20 protein-coding genes and 1 tRNA gene are annotated in these 18,506 nt (G+C 38.5%); 18 read left to right on the top strand and 3 right to left on the bottom strand.

The window, feature by feature from the left end; genetic code table 11:
* Positions 1 to 62: 62 nt before the first annotated feature.
* The 4 genes from KO537_RS04730 (at position 63) to KO537_RS04715 (ending at position 2,958) form a co-directional block, all read left to right on the top strand.
* On the top strand, positions 63 to 1,229 hold the full coding sequence (locus tag KO537_RS04730) for a flagellar assembly protein FlgT (protein ID WP_219233957.1): 1,167 nt from the start codon (positions 63 to 65) through the stop codon (positions 1,227 to 1,229).
* 55 nt (positions 1,230 to 1,284) lie between these two features.
* Positions 1,285 to 1,360, top strand: a tRNA-Arg gene (locus KO537_RS04725).
* Positions 1,361 to 1,411: 51 nt separating this feature from the next.
* On the top strand, positions 1,412 to 2,701 hold the full coding sequence (locus KO537_RS04720; RefSeq protein ID WP_173243768.1) for a 6-hydroxymethylpterin diphosphokinase MptE-like protein: 1,290 nt from the start codon (positions 1,412 to 1,414) through the stop codon (positions 2,699 to 2,701).
* Entirely contained in the window at positions 2,698 to 2,958 is a 261-nt protein-coding gene (locus KO537_RS04715) for a hypothetical protein (protein WP_173243765.1), read from the top strand. The genes KO537_RS04720 and KO537_RS04715 overlap by 4 nt, the downstream gene beginning before the upstream one ends.
* A 30-nt stretch (positions 2,959 to 2,988) precedes the next feature.
* On the opposite strand, the gene KO537_RS04710 is transcribed toward KO537_RS04715, so the two are convergent.
* Positions 2,989 to 4,011, bottom strand: a complete 1,023-nt coding sequence (locus tag KO537_RS04710; RefSeq protein ID WP_173243762.1) for a ketoacyl-ACP synthase III — start codon at positions 4,009 to 4,011, stop codon at positions 2,989 to 2,991.
* Positions 4,012 to 4,146: 135 nt separating this feature from the next.
* Here KO537_RS04710 and KO537_RS04705 point away from each other — a divergent pair, with 135 nt between their 5' ends.
* The 14 genes from KO537_RS04705 to KO537_RS04640 all read left to right on the top strand — a co-directional run bounded on the left by KO537_RS04705 (position 4,147) and on the right by KO537_RS04640 (position 16,148).
* A complete protein-coding gene (locus KO537_RS04705) occupies positions 4,147 to 5,238 on the top strand; it encodes a ketoacyl-ACP synthase III (RefSeq protein ID WP_173243758.1) in 1,092 nt (363 codons plus the stop codon).
* 2 nt (positions 5,239 to 5,240) lie between these two features.
* Positions 5,241 to 5,993: an SDR family oxidoreductase gene (locus KO537_RS04700; protein ID WP_251071020.1), complete on the top strand. Its 753-nt coding sequence runs from the start codon at positions 5,241 to 5,243 to the stop codon at positions 5,991 to 5,993.
* Positions 5,983 to 7,041, top strand: a complete 1,059-nt coding sequence (gene pseG, locus KO537_RS04695; protein ID WP_173243755.1) for a UDP-2,4-diacetamido-2,4,6-trideoxy-beta-L-altropyranose hydrolase — start codon at positions 5,983 to 5,985, stop codon at positions 7,039 to 7,041. Before KO537_RS04700 ends, pseG begins: the two co-directional genes overlap by 11 nt.
* Positions 7,038 to 8,153, top strand: coding sequence for an aromatic ring-hydroxylating dioxygenase subunit alpha (locus tag KO537_RS04690; protein ID WP_173243752.1), 1,116 nt, complete (start codon positions 7,038 to 7,040; stop codon positions 8,151 to 8,153). The genes pseG and KO537_RS04690 overlap by 4 nt, the downstream gene beginning before the upstream one ends.
* On the top strand, positions 8,146 to 9,234 hold the full coding sequence (gene pseI, locus KO537_RS04685) for a pseudaminic acid synthase (protein ID WP_173243749.1): 1,089 nt from the start codon (positions 8,146 to 8,148) through the stop codon (positions 9,232 to 9,234). The genes KO537_RS04690 and pseI overlap by 8 nt, the downstream gene beginning before the upstream one ends.
* Complete coding sequence (locus tag KO537_RS04680; protein ID WP_173243746.1) at positions 9,222 to 9,962, top strand: glycosyltransferase family protein; 741 nt, start codon at positions 9,222 to 9,224, stop codon at positions 9,960 to 9,962. Before pseI ends, KO537_RS04680 begins: the two co-directional genes overlap by 13 nt.
* 71 nt (positions 9,963 to 10,033) lie before the next feature.
* Complete coding sequence (locus KO537_RS04675) at positions 10,034 to 10,267, top strand: acyl carrier protein (RefSeq protein WP_173243744.1); 234 nt, start codon at positions 10,034 to 10,036, stop codon at positions 10,265 to 10,267.
* Positions 10,268 to 10,280: 13 nt separating this feature from the next.
* Positions 10,281 to 11,045, top strand: coding sequence for an SDR family oxidoreductase (locus KO537_RS04670; protein ID WP_173243741.1), 765 nt, complete (start codon positions 10,281 to 10,283; stop codon positions 11,043 to 11,045).
* A gap of 10 nt (positions 11,046 to 11,055) precedes the next feature.
* Positions 11,056 to 11,622 (top strand): UDP-4-amino-4,6-dideoxy-N-acetyl-beta-L-altrosamine N-acetyltransferase, encoded by a 567-nt coding sequence (pseH, locus tag KO537_RS04665; RefSeq protein ID WP_173243738.1) that lies wholly within the window; start codon positions 11,056 to 11,058, stop codon positions 11,620 to 11,622.
* Entirely contained in the window at positions 11,619 to 11,864 is a 246-nt protein-coding gene (locus KO537_RS04660) for a phosphopantetheine-binding protein (protein ID WP_173243735.1), read from the top strand. The genes pseH and KO537_RS04660 overlap by 4 nt, the downstream gene beginning before the upstream one ends.
* Positions 11,864 to 13,003 carry a class I adenylate-forming enzyme family protein gene (locus KO537_RS04655; RefSeq protein WP_173243733.1) on the top strand — a complete coding sequence of 380 codons (1,140 nt, stop codon included), beginning with the start codon at positions 11,864 to 11,866 and terminating at the stop codon, positions 13,001 to 13,003. The genes KO537_RS04660 and KO537_RS04655 overlap by 1 nt, the downstream gene beginning before the upstream one ends.
* Entirely contained in the window at positions 13,000 to 13,728 is a 729-nt protein-coding gene (locus KO537_RS04650; RefSeq protein ID WP_173243730.1) for an SDR family oxidoreductase, read from the top strand. Before KO537_RS04655 ends, KO537_RS04650 begins: the two co-directional genes overlap by 4 nt.
* A 229-nt stretch (positions 13,729 to 13,957) precedes the next feature.
* Complete coding sequence (locus KO537_RS04645) at positions 13,958 to 14,929, top strand: class I SAM-dependent methyltransferase (RefSeq protein WP_251071019.1); 972 nt, start codon at positions 13,958 to 13,960, stop codon at positions 14,927 to 14,929.
* A gap of 1 nt (position 14,930) precedes the next feature.
* Entirely contained in the window at positions 14,931 to 16,148 is a 1,218-nt protein-coding gene (locus tag KO537_RS04640; RefSeq protein ID WP_173243724.1) for a class I SAM-dependent methyltransferase, read from the top strand.
* Between the two features lie 12 nt (positions 16,149 to 16,160).
* Here the strand turns inward: KO537_RS04640 and pseC are convergent, their stop codons facing one another.
* Together pseC and pseB are read right to left on the bottom strand one after the other, a co-directional pair.
* Complete coding sequence (pseC, locus tag KO537_RS04635; protein ID WP_173243721.1) at positions 16,161 to 17,312, bottom strand: UDP-4-amino-4,6-dideoxy-N-acetyl-beta-L-altrosamine transaminase; 1,152 nt, start codon at positions 17,310 to 17,312, stop codon at positions 16,161 to 16,163.
* Entirely contained in the window at positions 17,309 to 18,304 is a 996-nt protein-coding gene (gene pseB / locus KO537_RS04630) for a UDP-N-acetylglucosamine 4,6-dehydratase (inverting) (RefSeq protein WP_173243718.1), read from the bottom strand. Before pseB ends, pseC begins: the two co-directional genes overlap by 4 nt.
* Positions 18,305 to 18,506 lie beyond the last annotated feature (202 nt).

Genomic DNA, 18,506 nt, shown 5'->3' with positions numbered 1-18,506 from the left:
AGAGTCAGAAAACTGGCTCGATTGGTAATATCGCCATTAGCTTAGCGATAAGGATTGAATTGATGCACATACCAGGTTCAGCTTCGCTCATCATTTTGAGCCTTTTTCTACTTTCTTTGCCCACCAGAGCCGAATGGATAGAAGCCAGCGGAGAAGCAACTATTATCAATGGTAATACAGCTCAAGCAAGGGAAGAAGCAATTAATCAAGCTGTTAGCTATGCGACATTAAGCACAGGTATTCAAATATCCAGCGAGCAACAAACCTCTAATGGTAACCTCACACAAAATAACTTTGCGATAAATCGCAACGCCCAAGCCATAAACATCCAACTCGTAAGTGAACAAATTCAGGGAAATAAAATATATGTATCCCTACGCCTCGATCTAAATGATGATCCAACACAACAGTGTCCTAATGGCCAATTAAAGGCCGCTATTTTAATACCTCAAACACAAATAAAAGATCGTTCTCAGCTTAGATATGGACAACTTTCAGGCTTTGAAGAGGTCATTTCAGAGGCGTTAGGGAACACTATAGAAGATTACTCTTCAACTGGCTTTAGTCACATCCATGCTAACGAGCGACTCGATATTGAACAAGACCTAGTGGATATTCGCGGTTATCGACTCCCAAGCTGGCTCAGTGAAATTACCGACAGCCAATATATTCTTCAACCGCAGATCATTGATATATCGATAGAGCCTGTACAACCCACCTTCTTAGGATTTTGGGATGAAGCTCCGCTAAGGCAATTTCAATTCAAACTCAGCCTCTATCATGGGATCAGTGGCGAAGAGGTCTGGAGCAAAAGCTACAGCACATCGGCCCCATGGGAATTTGAAGAACAGGCTATCATTGCTCCCAACAGTAATAGATTCTGGCGTTCCTCCTATGGAAAAAGTATTACTCAATTAATATTGCAAGCTACCCGAGATTTAGACAGCACACTTAATTGCAGGCCATTACTTGGCCAAGTCGTTAGCCGACAAGCAGACAGGATTATATTAAATCTAGGCCGTAAACATGGCATTCGTGTCGGTGATAAATTCCAAGTAGTATTACAACAAAACTTACCCGATAGACTCAATGAAATGCGCGCCGTCGCGACCAAAAGTCGTGCAACGGTAAAAATTGAGCAAGTAAGCGAAGAAAGCGCCACCGCAATCCTTGTAGACCAAAATGCCGCCTACAATGTACAGATAAACGACATAGCGCTTAAGATTTAAGCAACTAAATCATAAGCCTTTTAATCAAAGATAAAACCAGTATAATCACTGTCGTCTCTTCATAGCTCAACAGGATAGAGCAGCCGCCTCCTAAGCGGCCGATCGGGGTTCGAGTCCCTGTGGAGAGACCAGATAGTGACCTTGGTGATATCAAACTCCCAGAAATCTTCCGGAGAAACGGAATGACCGAGCTGTTTGCGTCTAATCTCAATATTATCGTTAAGCGTTGGCCTATCGTAGCCGCTGCGGTCAAAAGCCAAACCATCAATGAATTAGATGCCCACCTTGTCAACGGTCGCAATCAAACTATCAGTGTTAATGGTATTCAACTCAGCAGCCGTCATGACCGCATCGCCGAAGCACGGCTCTTTATCAGTACATTACCTGCAGATGCAACTCACGTAACCGTCTACGGTGTCGGGATGGGAGATGTACCAAGTTTACTTATCGATAATCCACAGTATCTTTCAATTGATGTTTGCATTTTAAATCTCAGCGTTTTTGCCCTCCTCATCAGTTACACAGATCAAAGCGAATGGTTAAGTCATCCGAATGTTAACTTAAAAGAACGCGCCGAGAGTAGGCTTGTGTTACCCTATGTTGGAATAACACCAGATTTAGTATTAACCAGTAATGAGAATGCAATCACTCGAGATTTACTGGTTTATGAGCTTAACCGTAATTTTGCGAATCAAAAACATAATATTGATGAAGTTTCGTTAGCAAGATTAAATGCAAATATTCCAAACTTACTCAATGACCCCGATGCATCACTTCTGTTAAACACTCATCATAATGCTAACTGCGTAGTTATTGCATCTGGCCCAACACTTGAAGATCATTATCCCTATTTATTTGAGCTCACTCAAAAATCTAAATTCTCAAAACCACTTATTATTGCTGTAGATACGGCATTTAAGGCTTTATTCCAACATAATATAATACCTGACATAATTCTAAGTATTGATCCTAATATTAGACCAGATCATTTCCCGATGGAACATACGGAAAATGTCATATTAGTTTATTTCCCCAAGATCAATCCTCAGATAATCGAACAATGGAAAGGTGCAAAATACAGTGCATACTCTACTAGTCACCTCTATGATGAGCTAGCAAATAAATATCCTAAGTTGAGACTATTTACTAATGGTAGTGTAGTCCATCCTGCAATCGATCTTGCTGTTTATTTAGGAGCATACCAAGTATCACTCTTTGGCTGTGACTTCTGCTATACGAATAATAAAACTCATGCGTTTTGGCCTGATGGCCATTTAGGGCCAAAAATCAAAAATGCCAAACATTGGTTAATTAACGGGCATGGCGAAAGAGTACCAACAGATTTAAACTTTAGGGGTTATTTACGTAGTCTTGAAAAATATATAAAACTTAAAAAAAATATCAAGTTTTACCAATCAAGTTTAAATGGGGCGAGAATACATGGTGCACAATACAAGGATTTTTCACAATGAAAGACCAAAAAAACCAACCACTTATAAGCTTATTAATTTCAGCAGCACATAAATTTCGGTTAGGAAAAGAGGCTGAAGGATCGGTACAATTTCGAGAGTGTATTAACCTGTTAGAGCCAATGCTTAACAATTCAATCAAAGAGAATGAAATGACTCTTTTTTTTCCAGCAATGTTAGCAGCTCAGGAACGCTTCGATTGGCTTTCGCTTGCTGATTATTTGGAATTTGATATTCCATCTATTTTAAAAAACGACTAGATCTAAATCATTTTAGATCTTTATTCTCGGTTAATCGTCGATAGATAAATCCAGCAAATGACAAACAGTTAAATTATCAAGAGTCAAAGCAACACTCCCCCAAGACCAACCCACTCCAAATCCTGAAAGTAGTAACTTGTTATTTACTCTTGTTAAATCTTTAGAGAGACTTAAGCAAAGCGCTAGAGGAATTGATGCAGAGCTAGTATTGCCAACTTCACCCATTGATATAACTAATTGCTTATCTGTAAATCCCATTTTATCCCCTAAACGTTTCAACATCATTTCATTTGCTTGGTGCATAATACAAAAATCAACATCACTGATCTGCCAACCCTTTTCAACTAGACAATCATGCATGGACTTTGGAACTTCTCTTAAGGTAAATACAAAAACCTGCATTCCATCCATAAAAAGTTCTAGCTGAGAATTAGGATTCTTAGCTCCACCAAAAGGCTGAATCAAATAAGGAGCCCCAGACCCATCACTACCTAATGAAAAGACCATATCATCACAACCTTCACTCTTCTCTATTGCTATGGCGCTAACAGCATCACCAAATAAAGGGGCAACGGTACGGTTTGACTCACTATATTGCTGACTTGTCGTATCACCAACAACTAATATTGCCTTACTTCTGTTCAAACTAGCTAATAATTGGGAAACTTGCCATAAGCCGTAAATAAAACCAGAACATCCTAAATTGACATCAAAAGCTAGAGTACTCTTGTCTAAACCGAGTAAATACTGCAGTTGAACTGCGTTTCCTGGTAAGGGGTAATCTGGAGTCTGAGTAACAAAAATGATCAATCCAACCTCATCACTCTCCCACAGCATTGTACTTATAAGCGACTTACATGCCTTTGCTCCTAACTCTAATGCTGTTTGTCCTGGATTCACGATACGCCTGGCATGTATTCCTGTTGAAGAAACAATACGAGCCATTTCTTGTGCTCCAACACTTGATAACAGATCTGCATTCACTTTTTCCAATGCAGGTAAAACAGACACAATGCCAGATATAGTGATATTTTTAACTCGGACTGTAGTCATCTTCTATCCTAAAATTTTCAACTATAATTCGCGAAAGTGTATTGCACTCCAGAGGAGTGCAATACACTTTCAAGCTATATTATTCAATGTTATAGTTAAAACCAATATTAATCATTAATTTCAACAAGGCTATTTATGGAAGCAGTGATAAAGTCAGTCAAAATTGCAGGAATGCAAGCTGCAGTACCTCCCCACAGACACTCCTATGTTGAAACACCTGGTATTTTTACCCAAGAAGAAGCTGAAAAAATTTATTTAAGCACCGGCATACATAGCCGACGAATATTACCTTCACATTTATGTGCATCAGACATGTGTATTGCTGCAGCAGAAACCTTACTTCAAAGACTCAATTGGCCACCTGAAACTGTTGATGTACTGATCTATGTGTCTCAAGATTCTGATTATGCACTTCCCGCAACAGCATGTCTCATGCAGCATAGGCTTGGATTACCTCAATCAGCTGCTTGCTTAGATATTAGCTTAGGGTGCTCTGGTTTTGTCTATGGTACATGGATAGCAAGTCAGTTACTTAATAGTTCAAATGGCAAGCGTGCTTTGGTGTTATGCGGTGATACATCCAGCCGTCATTTACTACCAGATGATCGTGGAACACTTCCTTTATTTGGTGATGCAGGAGTCGCAACAGCACTCGAGTATGATGAAAGCTGGTCAGATTCTTATGCTGTTTTTGGAACAGATGGTACTGGTGGGCAGCACATTGCAGTAAAAGCTGGAGGTCGGCGAAATCCGACAATGCCAGAGTTATCGCCCCGCACTAGCGACGAGGAAGATAGGCTCTACAAAGAGTCACGGCTGTATTTAAATGGTGCCGCAGTATTTTCTTTCACTTTAAAAGTGGTACCTAAATTGGTAAAAGATGCTCTCGCACTAGCACAACTTGAAGTAGATGATCTAGATATGGTTGTAATGCATCAAGCCAACCATTTCATTTTGGAACACTTACGTAAAAAAGCAAAAATGTCGGTTGACAAATACTTAATTGATATGAAAGATTTTGGTAATACCTCTAGTGCTTCGGTGCCTTTAGCGATCTGTCATCAATTAAGCGAATTTTTTTCTGAGAAAACTAGAAAAGTTATGCTCGGCGGCTTTGGAGTGGGTTGGTCTTGGGGAGCCATTATCACAGAAATTGGACCAATTATTGCGCCAGAGATTATCGAGATTAAAGATGATTTCGAGCCCCTATCACTAATTCAGCAGTAATTATGATGGATTTAAAAAATAAACTATATATCGTTACAGGGGCTTCATTCGATTCTGATATCGGTCTTGCCATTTGTAAAAAATTAGATGCCCACGGTGCAAAGCTTATATTGATAGGCCGACGAAAAGATGCTCTCGAAGCAACAAAATCACAGTTAATTGGTATTCACCATGTTGTTCCTTATAATTTAAGCCAACTCGACGATATTCAGTCTTGGGCAAAAACTATAAACGAGAGATATGGACCTATTGATGGATTAGTTCATAGCGCAAGCTTCCAAGGTTACAGTCCCTTGCGTAGCATTTCAGCAAAGCAAATTAGCAACTATTTTGATGTTAATTTTTCTGCAGCCGTAATGTTAACCGCAGCGTTTTCAAAAACGAAATTTTATTCCCATAATGCTAGCTTTATATATATAGGTTCTGTCGCAGGACAGCGTGGATTGAAAGCTCGAACTTTATATGCAGCATCAAAGGCTGCACTCTCTTCAATGGTTCAATCTGCAGCACTAGAACTTGCTATTAAGTCCATAAGAGTAAACTGTGTTGCACCTGCAGTAGTTAGCGGGACAAAAGCAGATAAACAATTTCAAACCATTGGTGACCAACAATCCCAAGCACTGATCGCTGCCCACCCTTTAGGGCTCTGCTCTCCAGAAGATGTTGCTAATAGTGTATATTTTTTGGTAAGTGATTTGAGTATAAAAATAACTGGCACTACATTAATTGTAGATGGGGGCTTTCTTGCAGGATAAAGCACGTATCGTTTTATATGGTAATAGTAGTCAGCAAATTGGCGCTGGCCACATTATGAGGTTGTTAGCATTAGCGCAAGCGGCACAAACTCAATTTGAAATAGTATTTATCTATAAGACATGCTCAGACCTGCTATTACAGAAACTACACCAACAAGGTTTTTCAACTCATGCAATAAATAATCCATTAAATAGACGTGAATTAATGGATCTGAAACCAACGGCACTGATTGTTGATGATTATTATTTAACCGCTTCAGAATGGCGCATACTAGAAAATTTAGATATCTATCTTATTAAGTTAGATGATGCGCTAGATAATAATACCTTTACTGCAGATCTTATCATCAATCCAGCACCTAATGCTCCTGTAGATAGATACAAACAATTTGCACCAACAGCGACCCTTTGTTTAGGAACAAAATACACCTATTTACGCCAAGAATTTACATTATGTGACTTCATCCCCTTAGCTAAGCGAAAAAATTTACTCATAACCTTAGGTGGAACAGACAGTAAATCTTTAGCACTCCCCATATCCAAACTGTTACTTGATAGCCTCCCAGAAATAGAAATCCAGCTATTACTAGGCACAGTTCACCAACATCAGTTGTTACTTGAAGAATTGCAAAAGGAACATGCTAATTTTCACTTAATCTATAATCCTAAATCAGTTGCAGAAATAATGTCACTTTCAGGTTTAGCTATCTCATCTGCAGGGGGAACACTTGGCGAACTTGCATCAATGGGCGTACCGACCTTAGCATTGATCACTGTAGATAATCAGTTACCAGCTTTAACCTCGCCACTAAATAATACTTGGTATTATGCTATAGATCTTAGAAACTTCGAGAATGAAGATAGTGACACATCACAGAATCAAGACATATTGAACAAAATCAAAGAACAGGTACTTATTCTTTGGCATGATACCTGCAAAAGGATTCACATGAGTGAACAGGCTCGCCAATTGGTTGACACTAAAGGTTGTCAGCGGATCATCGAACATTTGATTATTGGCCTAAAGAATAAAATGGAACAGCAATGATTTCGTCACTATCCATACATCCAAAGCATTACTATCATTTACAAACGTTCAAACAAGAACTTAGTCGTGTATTTGAACAAAATTGGATTTTTGTCGGCTTTAAAGATGATCTCTCAAAAAATAATGACTTTATAACAATCACTATAGGCAATACTCCTGTGGTCGTGCAAAACTTTAATGGCCAACTAAGTGCACTGTTAAATATTTGTAGCCATAGAAAAGCAACTCTTCAACAAGATGTTCGAGGTAATCGCCCACTGAGATGCCCCTATCACTGCTGGAGCTATAAAAGCGATGGTGTACTAAGTGGTGTACCTCAAAATAGGACTGATTTTGGCCTAGATGAAACAGAAAAAAAACACTTAGCTCTAAAGCAATTTGCACTAGATATGTGTGGCGAACTCATTTTCGTACGAGTTACTGATACAGGAACTTCTCTAACTGAGTTTTTAGGACCCTATTTCAATATATTACAGCGAATATCTATAGATTTTACAGATCGTGTCCAAGAAGGTAGCTACCTTTGGAATACTAATTGGAAAATTGCATGTGAAACAGTCCTTGAAGTCTATCACGTCGCAGGTACTCACCCAGAAACCTTCGCAAACTTTGCTAAAGCAGAATGTGAAATAGAGTATTTCAATGGTCACACTACAGGAAACACCCCATTACAAGATGCCACCCACAAATGGTGGGCTGGTGCAAGAAAACATTTGAAACTTGAACAACATCCTGATTATAAAGATTATAATCATTTCTTCATTTACCCAAATCTTGCAATTGGTCTAACTAATGGCTCTTTAATGTCACTGCAAACCTATGATCCTATAGATCCAACACACACAAAATTAAAATATCAATTAAGAATGATAAAGCGATCAAACGGCAAAGCAACAAGTGAAGCCGTCAAAATGGCCGTCAACATTAACTTTACACAATTTAATCATACGATCTTAGAAGAAGATCGTGTAGTTGCCGAATCTTGTCAAGAAAATATGGCCCGCAGTAATACCCCAGGCTTACTCGGTAAATGTGAAGATAGGATCCGTCACTTTCATAATGAGTGGCGTCTTGAGCTAGATGAGCTATTAGAGGGGCAAAGCAATGTTTGATGCTACAATTTCGATCAATGACCGTAAAATTGGACCATTACATCCCCCTTATGTCATTGCAGAATTATCAGGCAACCACAAAGGTGATTTGTCACAGGCATTAGCAATGATAGATGCAGCTGCGGCAACTGGAGTGGATGCAATAAAAATTCAAACCTATAGCGCAGATACTATTACACTAAACCATGATGGCCCAGAATTTAGGCTCGAAGGTGGATTATGGGCAGGTCGGACTCTGTATGATTTATATCAAGAGGCGCATACTCCTTGGTCATGGCATCAGGCACTTTTTGAACGAGCCCAAAAGAACAATATTACCTTATTTTCTTCACCATTCGATAAAACTGCTATCGAGTTACTCGAGTCACTTAATTGTCCTGCGTATAAAATTGCTTCCTTTGAAATTAATGACATTGGGCTAATAACAGCCATAGCAAAAACTGGCAAACCTATAATAATGTCCACGGGGCTCGCAACACTTGATGAAATCAACGAAGCAGTCAGCACTATTGCCAATGCAGGTGGAACACAACTCGCGCTATTGCACTGTATAAGCGGCTACCCAACACCAATTGAAGATTGTAATTTACGTACTATTTCCGATCTATGCCGTAGATTTGACTTTCCAATAGGCTTGAGTGATCACACTATTGATAACACTGCAGCGATTACTGCAGTAGCCCTTGGTGCATCAGTGCTAGAAAAACATTTTACTCTTGATAAAACTGATGGCTCTGTCGATTCTGCATTCTCACTTGAACCGAATGAATTTGCAGTGTTAAAGCAAGAAACAATTAAAGTTTTCAAAGCCTTAGGTATTGCAGGTTATGATGTAAAACCAAGTGAGGCTGGAGGCAGAGATTTTCGCCGTTCTTTATACGTGAGTAAAACAATAAAAAAAGGTGAACCTTTTACAGAGGAAAACATTCGTTCAGTTCGTCCAGCAAAGGGACTGCACACTCGCTATTTGCCGCAAATATTAGATCAGCGAGCAATTGTTGACATTGCATTTGGTACCCCCTTATCTGAGCTACATCTTTCAATACCTTTGAAAAAGCAGAATTCAAAATGCAAAGAGTGATCTGCATTACACAAGCTCGAATGGGTTCGAGCAGGTTACCGGGTAAAGTATTGGCTCCAATACAAGGTAAGCCTATGCTTGAATATCATCTCGCACGAGTTCACCAAGCTAAATTAGTCAATTCACATATCTTAGCTACAAGTGATACAGAGATTGATAAACCTATAGTTAAATTTTGCCAGCTAAAGAAGCAGCCATTCTTTTGTGGAAGTGAGTCAGACGTTCTTTCACGCTTTTATCACGCTGCTCTGCAAACAAAAGCAACACCTGACGATATAATCGTTAGACTTACGGGCGACTGTCCATTAATTTCAGCTACCTTGATTGATGAAGCAATTACAAAGCATCGGCAAGGGGATAATTCACAATACACACATATTAGTTTGAATTACTTTCCTAGAGGCTTCGATGTTGAAGTTTTTAGCATGGCAAGCCTAACCAAAGCTTATCAAAATGCGACTAAAGCAGCAGAGCGCGAACATGTGACGCTTTACCTTTATACTCAGCCTGACTGCATTATCGTGCCTGTTGAAACAGGCCAATTAGATTGGCATGAATTCCGACTGTGCGTTGATGAAAGTGAAGACTTACAATTAGCGACAGCATTGATAGGACTATTAGGGGAAAATTGGCTCAATGCTTCCCCCCGAAAAATATGTCAACTATTACAACAACATCCTGAAATAGCTCAGATTAATGCCAAGATCATACAACGCGCGCCACACTGACCTAATGCAATCAGCTGTTAAGCCGATAACAAATTAGAAACGATAAAAAACCATACTCAGAGGTAAATAAAATGAATAAACAAGAATTTTTAAATCAACTTGAAGATATCCTAGAGCTTGATAACAACACTTTACAAGGTGATGAAGTACTGATTGATATTGAACAATGGGACTCTTTAGCCTTTCTAAGCGTTATAGCCATGGCAGATGAACATTTTGATATTGTGATCCAAGGCGATAAGTTAGAACAAATAAAGACTGTTAATGATCTTGTTGCATTAGTACAAGAACATCTCACAGCCTAGGATTGTAATCAGAATGGTATTAAATAACCCAATGGAATTTAGTGGTAAACGTGTACTGATTACTGGTGCTTCTGCTGGTATTGGTAGAGCGTGTGCCATTTTGCTTTCACAACTTGGTGCGAAAGTCATTATCAATGGACGCCAACTTGAAAGCTTACAAGAAACATTAAACCTAATGTCAGGGGATGGACATGGCATTGCTATATTTGACATGGCCAAAACTGACGAGCTCTGTGAATGGTTTAAGTCTCTGAGTAAAACAGAGGGTTATTTTGACGGATTTGTGCACTGTGCAGGTATGCAAGTAACCAAACCGATACGCTTGTTTGACCAAGAGTTTTTCGATGAAACCATGCATGTCAACCTTGCTAGTGCAATGGCTATTACTAAGGGATTTCGTCTCAAGCGAGATAGAAATAAGCAAGGCGCTATAGTATTTGTTTCCTCTATCGCTGGTCTAATAGGCCAGACTGGGAATACTCTATATGGTGCAAGTAAAGCAGGATTAATGTCATTAACCAGAGGGTTATCAATGGAGCTACTAAGAGATAATATTCGGGTTAATTGTGTGGCGCCTGCGTTAGTTGCCACCGAAATGGCGCAGCGGACAAAAAACAGCATGACGGAAGCTCAATTTCAGCACATGCTAGACCAACATCCCATGGGCATTGGTCAACCAGAAGACGTCGCAAATGCCGTCGCTTTTTTATTAAGTGATGCAGCGAAATGGATTAATGCGGTAACCTTACCCGTTGAAGGCGGTTATCTCGCCAATTAAGAAGTAAAACATGGCACTCAATTTTAAGCGCATTGATATAAATGATGCTGAACAGCTATTGAAATGGCGTACATCACCAGAAATTACCCAACATATGTTTACTGACCTTAAAGAACCATCACTTAAGAAGCAGCAAGCTTGGATTGAATCTTTACAAGACCGTAAAGACTATAGAGGCTATATGATTCAAGACGATGGAATGTCTATAGGTTTTCTCTGTTTCAGCGATATCGACTACGTACACCAACGCTGCAGTACTGGCTCATATATTTATGAAAGAGCTGCAAGATTGAAGTATGGTGTAACAATGCATACTTATATATGTAATTATGTCTTCTATCAATTAAAAATGAATAAAATTGTTAATCATGTGCTCAATGCAAATGAGAAAGTCGTTAAACTACAAACTTTGCATAAAACAAGATTAGTGGGTTTTTTAAAGCAGCATATATTTAAAAATGGCCAGTTTTTAGATGTTTATATTTTTGAACAACTCAAGGAGGATTGGCTTAGTCAGAAACAGCATTATAGTCTAGAAAAAATTTCAGCCGCATTTAACGATTGGAACTTCGTATGAAAAACCTAAATACAACCATCATTGATGAAACACGTCGAATTATTGAGGCTAAAGGTGAAATCTGTCCTAATATCTCACTCAATAATCATTTTTTAAATGATTTGCCGATGGACTCCTTGGACCTTGCAACTTTAATAGTTAGCTTAGAGATGTCAACGGGGATTGATCCATTCAGAGAAGGATTTAAAACTTTTCATACAGTTGGAGAACTGATTAATCTTTATGAAGGTATGTTAACCTAATGTTTGAGTTAAGTAGGGAATTCAGACTAATTGAACATAAAGTTTGCTATACAATAGCAAACCTTGACTCAATGATATTTGATGAACAACTTGATTATATTGAAGTAAGTAGTAAACCCGAAAATAATGGCCCATTAGTATCTAGAATGCTTAAAGCCCTAGTGATAGGTCAACAACGGGATATTCCCGTTATATTTAACCGAAATGCTCAAGTTTTTGACAGTGATAATTTGCCCAAAAAATTTGAAGTCGGTTTATTCACTTCGGGAACAACAGGAGCTCCGAAGCTTATATTTCACTCCATTGGTAGTCTACTCCCCAAAAATAGTAAATCTCATTCAGAACAGACTCGTTGGCTTTTATGTTATCACCCGATGAGTTTTGCCGGTTTACAAGTTATATTACAAACAGTAGTGTCTGGTGATACTTTAGTATCCAACGTCGATGCAAATATAAAGCAAAAAGCAAAATTGGCCTCCGACTATATGATCAATGCCATAAGTGCAACACCATCAATGTTCCGTGCAATGCTACTTGCTTGGGGAGATTCCCTCCCCAATTTTAAACTGATTAGTCTGGGAGGTGAAATAGCCACACAGTCTATTTTAGATGACATTAAAAAATTTTTCCCTAAAGTAGCACTGAGGCATATTTATGCAACAACTGAAGCTGGCGTTGTCTTTACAGTAAAAGATGGTTTAGCAGGTTTCCCTAAATCCTGGCTAAATCAGTACCTTAATGGTTGGCAATTAAAAGCAACACACACACTTATATTGAATAAAGAAGGTCTGCAGCTAGATACTGGTGACAGTATTATAGAGAGGGGGGATCGAATCTTATTTAATGGGCGTCTGGATAATCTAATTAATGTTGGTGGAGTTAAAGTTAACCTTGAAATCTTAGAGCAAAAGATAATAGCACTAGAACATATTATTGATGCTCGAGTATTTGCTAAAGCGAATCCCATTACTGGTGCATTAGTCTGTGTTGAGCTCTGCGCGAAAGATCCACAATTGGCTAGAGCTGAACTAGATACTTTTAGTTATCAGCTAGAACCGGCTGCCAAACCTAGAATTATTATATTCTCTGAACAGATAACATTAACTGATGCAGGGAAAAAACAGAGAACGATTAAATGAAACATGTCATTGTCAGCGGAGGAAGCAGAGGACTTGGGCTTGCAATAGTCAAAACTCTGTTAGAAGAAGGCTATAAGGTGTCAACTTGCAGCCGAACAAAAACAGCTGAAGTTGATCAACTCATAGCACAATATCCATTTTTTCAATGGTTTTATGCTGAGATAGGTAATGCGGAACAGACTTCGCACTTTGTAAAACAAGCTTGTGATTGGGCCCAAGATACTCCTCTGTGGGGCATAATTAACAATGCTGGCATTGCTAAAGAGGGAATTTTAGCGACGTTTCCAAATATTGAATCCGATACTCTTCTGCAAGTCAATCTACATGGTGCACTCTACTTAGCTCGTGAAGCATTACGGGTTTTCTTACGGCAAAACAGTGCAGGAAGAATTATCAACATCAGTTCAATTATCGGCAACCGTGGCTATACAGGTCTTGCCGCATACTCAGCATCTAAAGCTGGTCTTGATGGATTAACACGGGCTCTCGCCAGAGAGAATGGCCGCAGAAATATTACCGTAAACTCCATAGCTCCAGGCTATTTAGACACTGAAATGTCATCGACCCTGACAGACAAAAAGCGAGACCAAATCATCCGCAGAACCCCAATGCATAGGCTAGGTACTGTGGATGACATCACTCCAGCCATCAGCTTCCTTTTATCTGATGGCGCAGCATTTATTACCGGACAAACCTTCACTATTGATGGTGGTATCACTAACTAGGACGACCTCTATGCCCACGGCTCAATGTCAACTTTGTTACACTCAACAATGGCGGATATTTTCTCATATCTCATTTGGGATATGGGACGAAAACGGCCAAGTACTGACTCGTAAATCGTCAGATTATCCGCTGTCAACATGTCAGCATTGTGGGCATGTCCAAATCAGCAGTAAATATACATCTAAACTGTTTAAGAAATTGTATTTTCACTCCAAGCAGGAGGCAGTCATGTGGCATGAATCTCTTGTAAATGATAATCGTCCCTATGAAGAGATGATTAACTTTGCATTAGGTGATTCTGCGCCTGAAATAGTTGTCGATTTGGGTTGTGGCGAAGGGAAGCTTTTAGAAGCAGCGAATCGCGCAACACCAAAGAGTACGCTAATAGGTATTGATTTTAATAACCGTTTTTCGCAAAATAATATTCGCTATTTATCATTCGATCTAAACCATCTTAACAATCTACCAAATAATTATTGGCCTAATGGGATCGATCTTGCGATGGCGTCTCATGTATTAGAGCATGTAATCAATCCCGTTGAATTTTTGCGGCAAATAAAAAAACAATTAAGTCCAAACGGGGTTATTTTCATCGAGGTGCCAGACTTTTCAGAACGACATAATATCGATTCAATTGGTATGAGTAACTTGATTAACTTACAGCATATTCATTACTTTACAGCAGATTCACTTACTTATGCAGCACAACTCGCTGGTTTGGAAGTAACAAAACTAACAAGAGTGACGACAGGGTATATCCCTAGACTACTAGTGTTACTATCACCAAGCCAACTCGAACAGATCTGCATTTCAACTTTAAAATTCAATACCGCTGATGTTATATGTCATTATCAGGCGCAATGTCGTGCACTCCGTTCGCAATTAGCTAACGTACTACGCGAAAAAATAAATCAACAAGGCAAGGTTGGCCTCTGGGGAATTGGTGCTGATTTTTATAATCTTATTAATGAAAATACCGATCTTAATAAACATATTTCACAAGGGGATATAGTACTTTTTGATTATATTCTCAAAGACAAAGAGATTCAATCTCAAAGAATATTGTGTAGTAGCAATATTCCAACTTTCAACTATAACGTATTTATGAGTCCTATGCTTGCAGAAACACGCATTAAGATGCGAGCAATATCCCGCGATTGGCACAACGTTATAGACTACTATTTTAAGGAGAATGAATAAAATGAGTACTACTTTCACTTCGCAAACATCGTGCAAAATATGTTCTCATAAAAATTGGAAAATCATAGATACACTTATTTCAGGTATTTGGGATAAAAGCAATACCGAACTAGTGAGAAAAACGCTTTCTTTTCCAATCGGCCAGTGCCAGCATTGCCATCACGTTCAAGTCACCATTCCTTATACTCCTAAAGTATTTAATGCACTTTATTTTTCAAATAATCTAGAACCTGACATGTGGTGCGATACACCTGTAGGCAATAAATCTCCTTATGAAGAAATGGCAGACTTTATCGCTGATTATATTACAAAAGGTATTCATATAGTAGACTTTGGTGCTGGAGCGGGGAAAACCTTAAAACATATTGAACTTGAGTACTCAAATCACTCATTGAAATTATCAAGCGTAGATTTCCATAATCATATCCATTCAAGTACAATTGATCATGTCGGTGCAGATTTAAATCAGCTAGATACCATAAAAAAACACTTCAGTCATAAACCTATCTCACTAGCAATAAGTACTCATGTATTAGAGCATATTATTGAACCAGTTAATTTTCTGAAAAATATAAGTAGTTGTTTAACTAATAATGGTTACATATTTATAGAAGTCCCTGATTGCAGCCAAGATGCATTTCTCGACAACTTAGCTGTAACTAATCTCGTGCATGGTCAGCATATTCATTACTATACAAAAGACTCTATGACATTACTGACCCAAAAAGCGGGGTTGAAAATTGTTAAACAGCAACAACTAACAACAGGGAACATTCCAAGATTGATGCTTTTATTAGAAAGATCTACCACTACAGAGTCTATAGTCAGTCAAACGATCGTAAACACAGCAATGTCCGCGATAGTAAGACGATTCAGTAAATACCAGCAGTATCAGAGTGCTCTTTTTGATGCCGTCCAGCAGAGTTTAAAACACAATAAAAAAGTTGGAATTTGGGGGATTGGTGGGGATTTTTATCTATTAACTGAATTTTATCCAGAATTGATTGATGCAATAAAATCAGATTTAATTTTACTTTATGATTACGAACTATCTGGTCATACTTATAAAGAAAAAAACATTTCATCAAGTATAGAACTTGCTAATAGCAACATTCCAATCTATATAATTCCTACTTATGCCCCAACACGCGGTAGAATGAAAGAAATATCTCAAAAATGGGGCAGTAATGTAATAGATATCTTTGAAAAAATAAAATGAAAGAAATATTTATTATTTACTTATAATTTTTACAAGCTCATCAATGATAAAATCATGTTCAATTTCATTCAACTCTGGAAACAGTGGCAAGGTAAGACAGTTAGCATAGTAGGCTTCAGCCCCTGGACAATATCCTTCTACAAAGCCCATCTTCATATAATATGGTTGAAGATATACAGGAAAATAATGCACATGAACACAAATGCCAGCCAAACGCATTAGGTTAAATGTTAACTTACGATCAATATACGTTGGTAACTGTATAATAAAAAGATGATAAGCACTCAGACTATCAGTAAGAGGCTGGATAAATTCAATATTTAAATGAGTAAGTACCGACTCGTAATGTTTAGCGAGCTTATTTCTTTTTTCTACAAACTCATCCAGTCGCTTAATTTGGCTATTACCTAATGCCGCCTGGAGTTCAGTCATGCGGTAATTAAAACCTAAATGATGTTGTTCATAGTACCAATCCCCTTCATCGGGTCGTACCAATACTCCTGCAGATTTAGTAATCCCATGACTCCTATAACTCTGCATTGCTTGAGCTAATTGTGTATCATTAGTCGTAGCGACGCCGCCTTCTGCAGTGGTAATAATTTTAACTGGATGGAAACTAAACACAGTTATATCACTATACTGACATGAACCTATTTTCTGCGATTGATATGAGCCACCAATACCATGGGATGCATCTTCAATTATCTTTACACCATATCGTTTAGCAAGTTGTCCTATTGCTTGCATATCACAGCTATGACCAGCCATGTGCACAGGTATAATAACCTTCGGGAGTTTGCTAGCTGATTTGGCTACGATAAGTTTGGCTTCTAATGCTTGAGCACACATATTGCCAGTTGAAGAGTTAACATCAACAAAATCGATCTTGGCACCGCAATAAAGCGCACAGTTTGCCGAAGCAACAAAAGTGATGGGGGATGTCCAAACAATATCACCGATACCAACATTAAGTGCAAGACATGCAATATGTAAAGCAGATGTCGCACTATTAACTGCAACTGCATAATTTGCAGCGACATAGTTACTGATAGCTTGTTCAAACTCAGGCACATTTGGCCCCTGCGTTAAATAGTCAGAGTTAAGCACTGCAACAACGGCATCGATATCATCTTGATTAATATCTTGTTTACCATAAGGGATCATACAGTCGCATCCATAGCAAGGATTTCATCAACAGTTAAAAAGTGTGGATTATTACCTGAATGATATTCAAAACCTTGTTCGACTAATCTACCCTTTTCACCCAGTAAATTAGATGTGTAATCATTTTCACGATTGAAGAATTTAATACTAGGGGTTATGACAAAATGATCCTCAAACTCAATAGTATGATGTGAATCATCGCCAGGACACATCACTTCATGCATTTTTTCACCAGGTCGTATACCCACAATTTCCTGTTTAAGTTCAGCGCCATAGGCCGTTGCAAGGTCAATTAATCGTATGGATGGGATTTTTGGCACAAAAATTTCGCCACCTTGCATACGAGAAAAATTTTTAAGCACAAAATCCACTCCATCTTGCAACGTAATCCAAAAGCGGGTCATCTCAGGGTGGGTAATAGGCAAAGATGTAGCACCATTGGCAATTAACTGTTTAAAGTAAGGAACGACAGATCCACGCGATCCGACAACATTACCATAGCGAACCGCTGAAAATCGCGTTTGACCGTCACCAACAACATTGTTTGCCGCTACAAATAATTTGTCAGAAACTAGTTTAGTCGCACCATAGAGATTAATTGGGCTTGCCGCTTTATCCGTCGACAAAGCAATCACTTTCTTTACATTGTTACTGATAGCGGCTCGAATGACATTTTCAGCGCCATGGATATTTGTCTTAATACATTCCATTGGATTGTATTCAGCAGCAGGAACTTGCTTTAACGCAGCAGCATGAATAATATAATCAACATCTTTAAATGCTTGTTTTAATCTGTCACTATCGCGCACATCACCTATAAAATATCGCATGCATGGCGCATTATATATCTGTTGCATCTCGTATTGCTTAAGCTCATCGCGGGAGAAAATAATAAGTCGTTTAGGCCTGTACCTTTCAAGAATTGCTTTGGTATATTTTTGCCCAAATGACCCTGTGCCACCAGTAATCAAAATCGTTTTGTCATCAAACATAGACTTTCCCCACTAAACTATCCAAATTTTCGATTAGCAACATGAGACAACAATAAGTAAATTTGTCAATACTGCATCTCTAAGCATAATTTGCGCCAAAAAAAACTTATGGTGATGACACAAGAACATCATACGACTTAAGATATGTGATTATAGACAAGTATAGATAAAATATGAAGATTTTATCTATCCATTACTGTAG

Origin of the sequence: Shewanella sp. NKUCC01_JLK (genome assembly GCF_019345615.1) — a bacterium.
Lineage (GTDB): Bacteria > Pseudomonadota > Gammaproteobacteria > Enterobacterales > Shewanellaceae > Shewanella > Shewanella oncorhynchi.
Note: the sequence above shows the minus strand (reverse complement) of the source record. Positions and strands in the feature narration are given on the sequence as shown.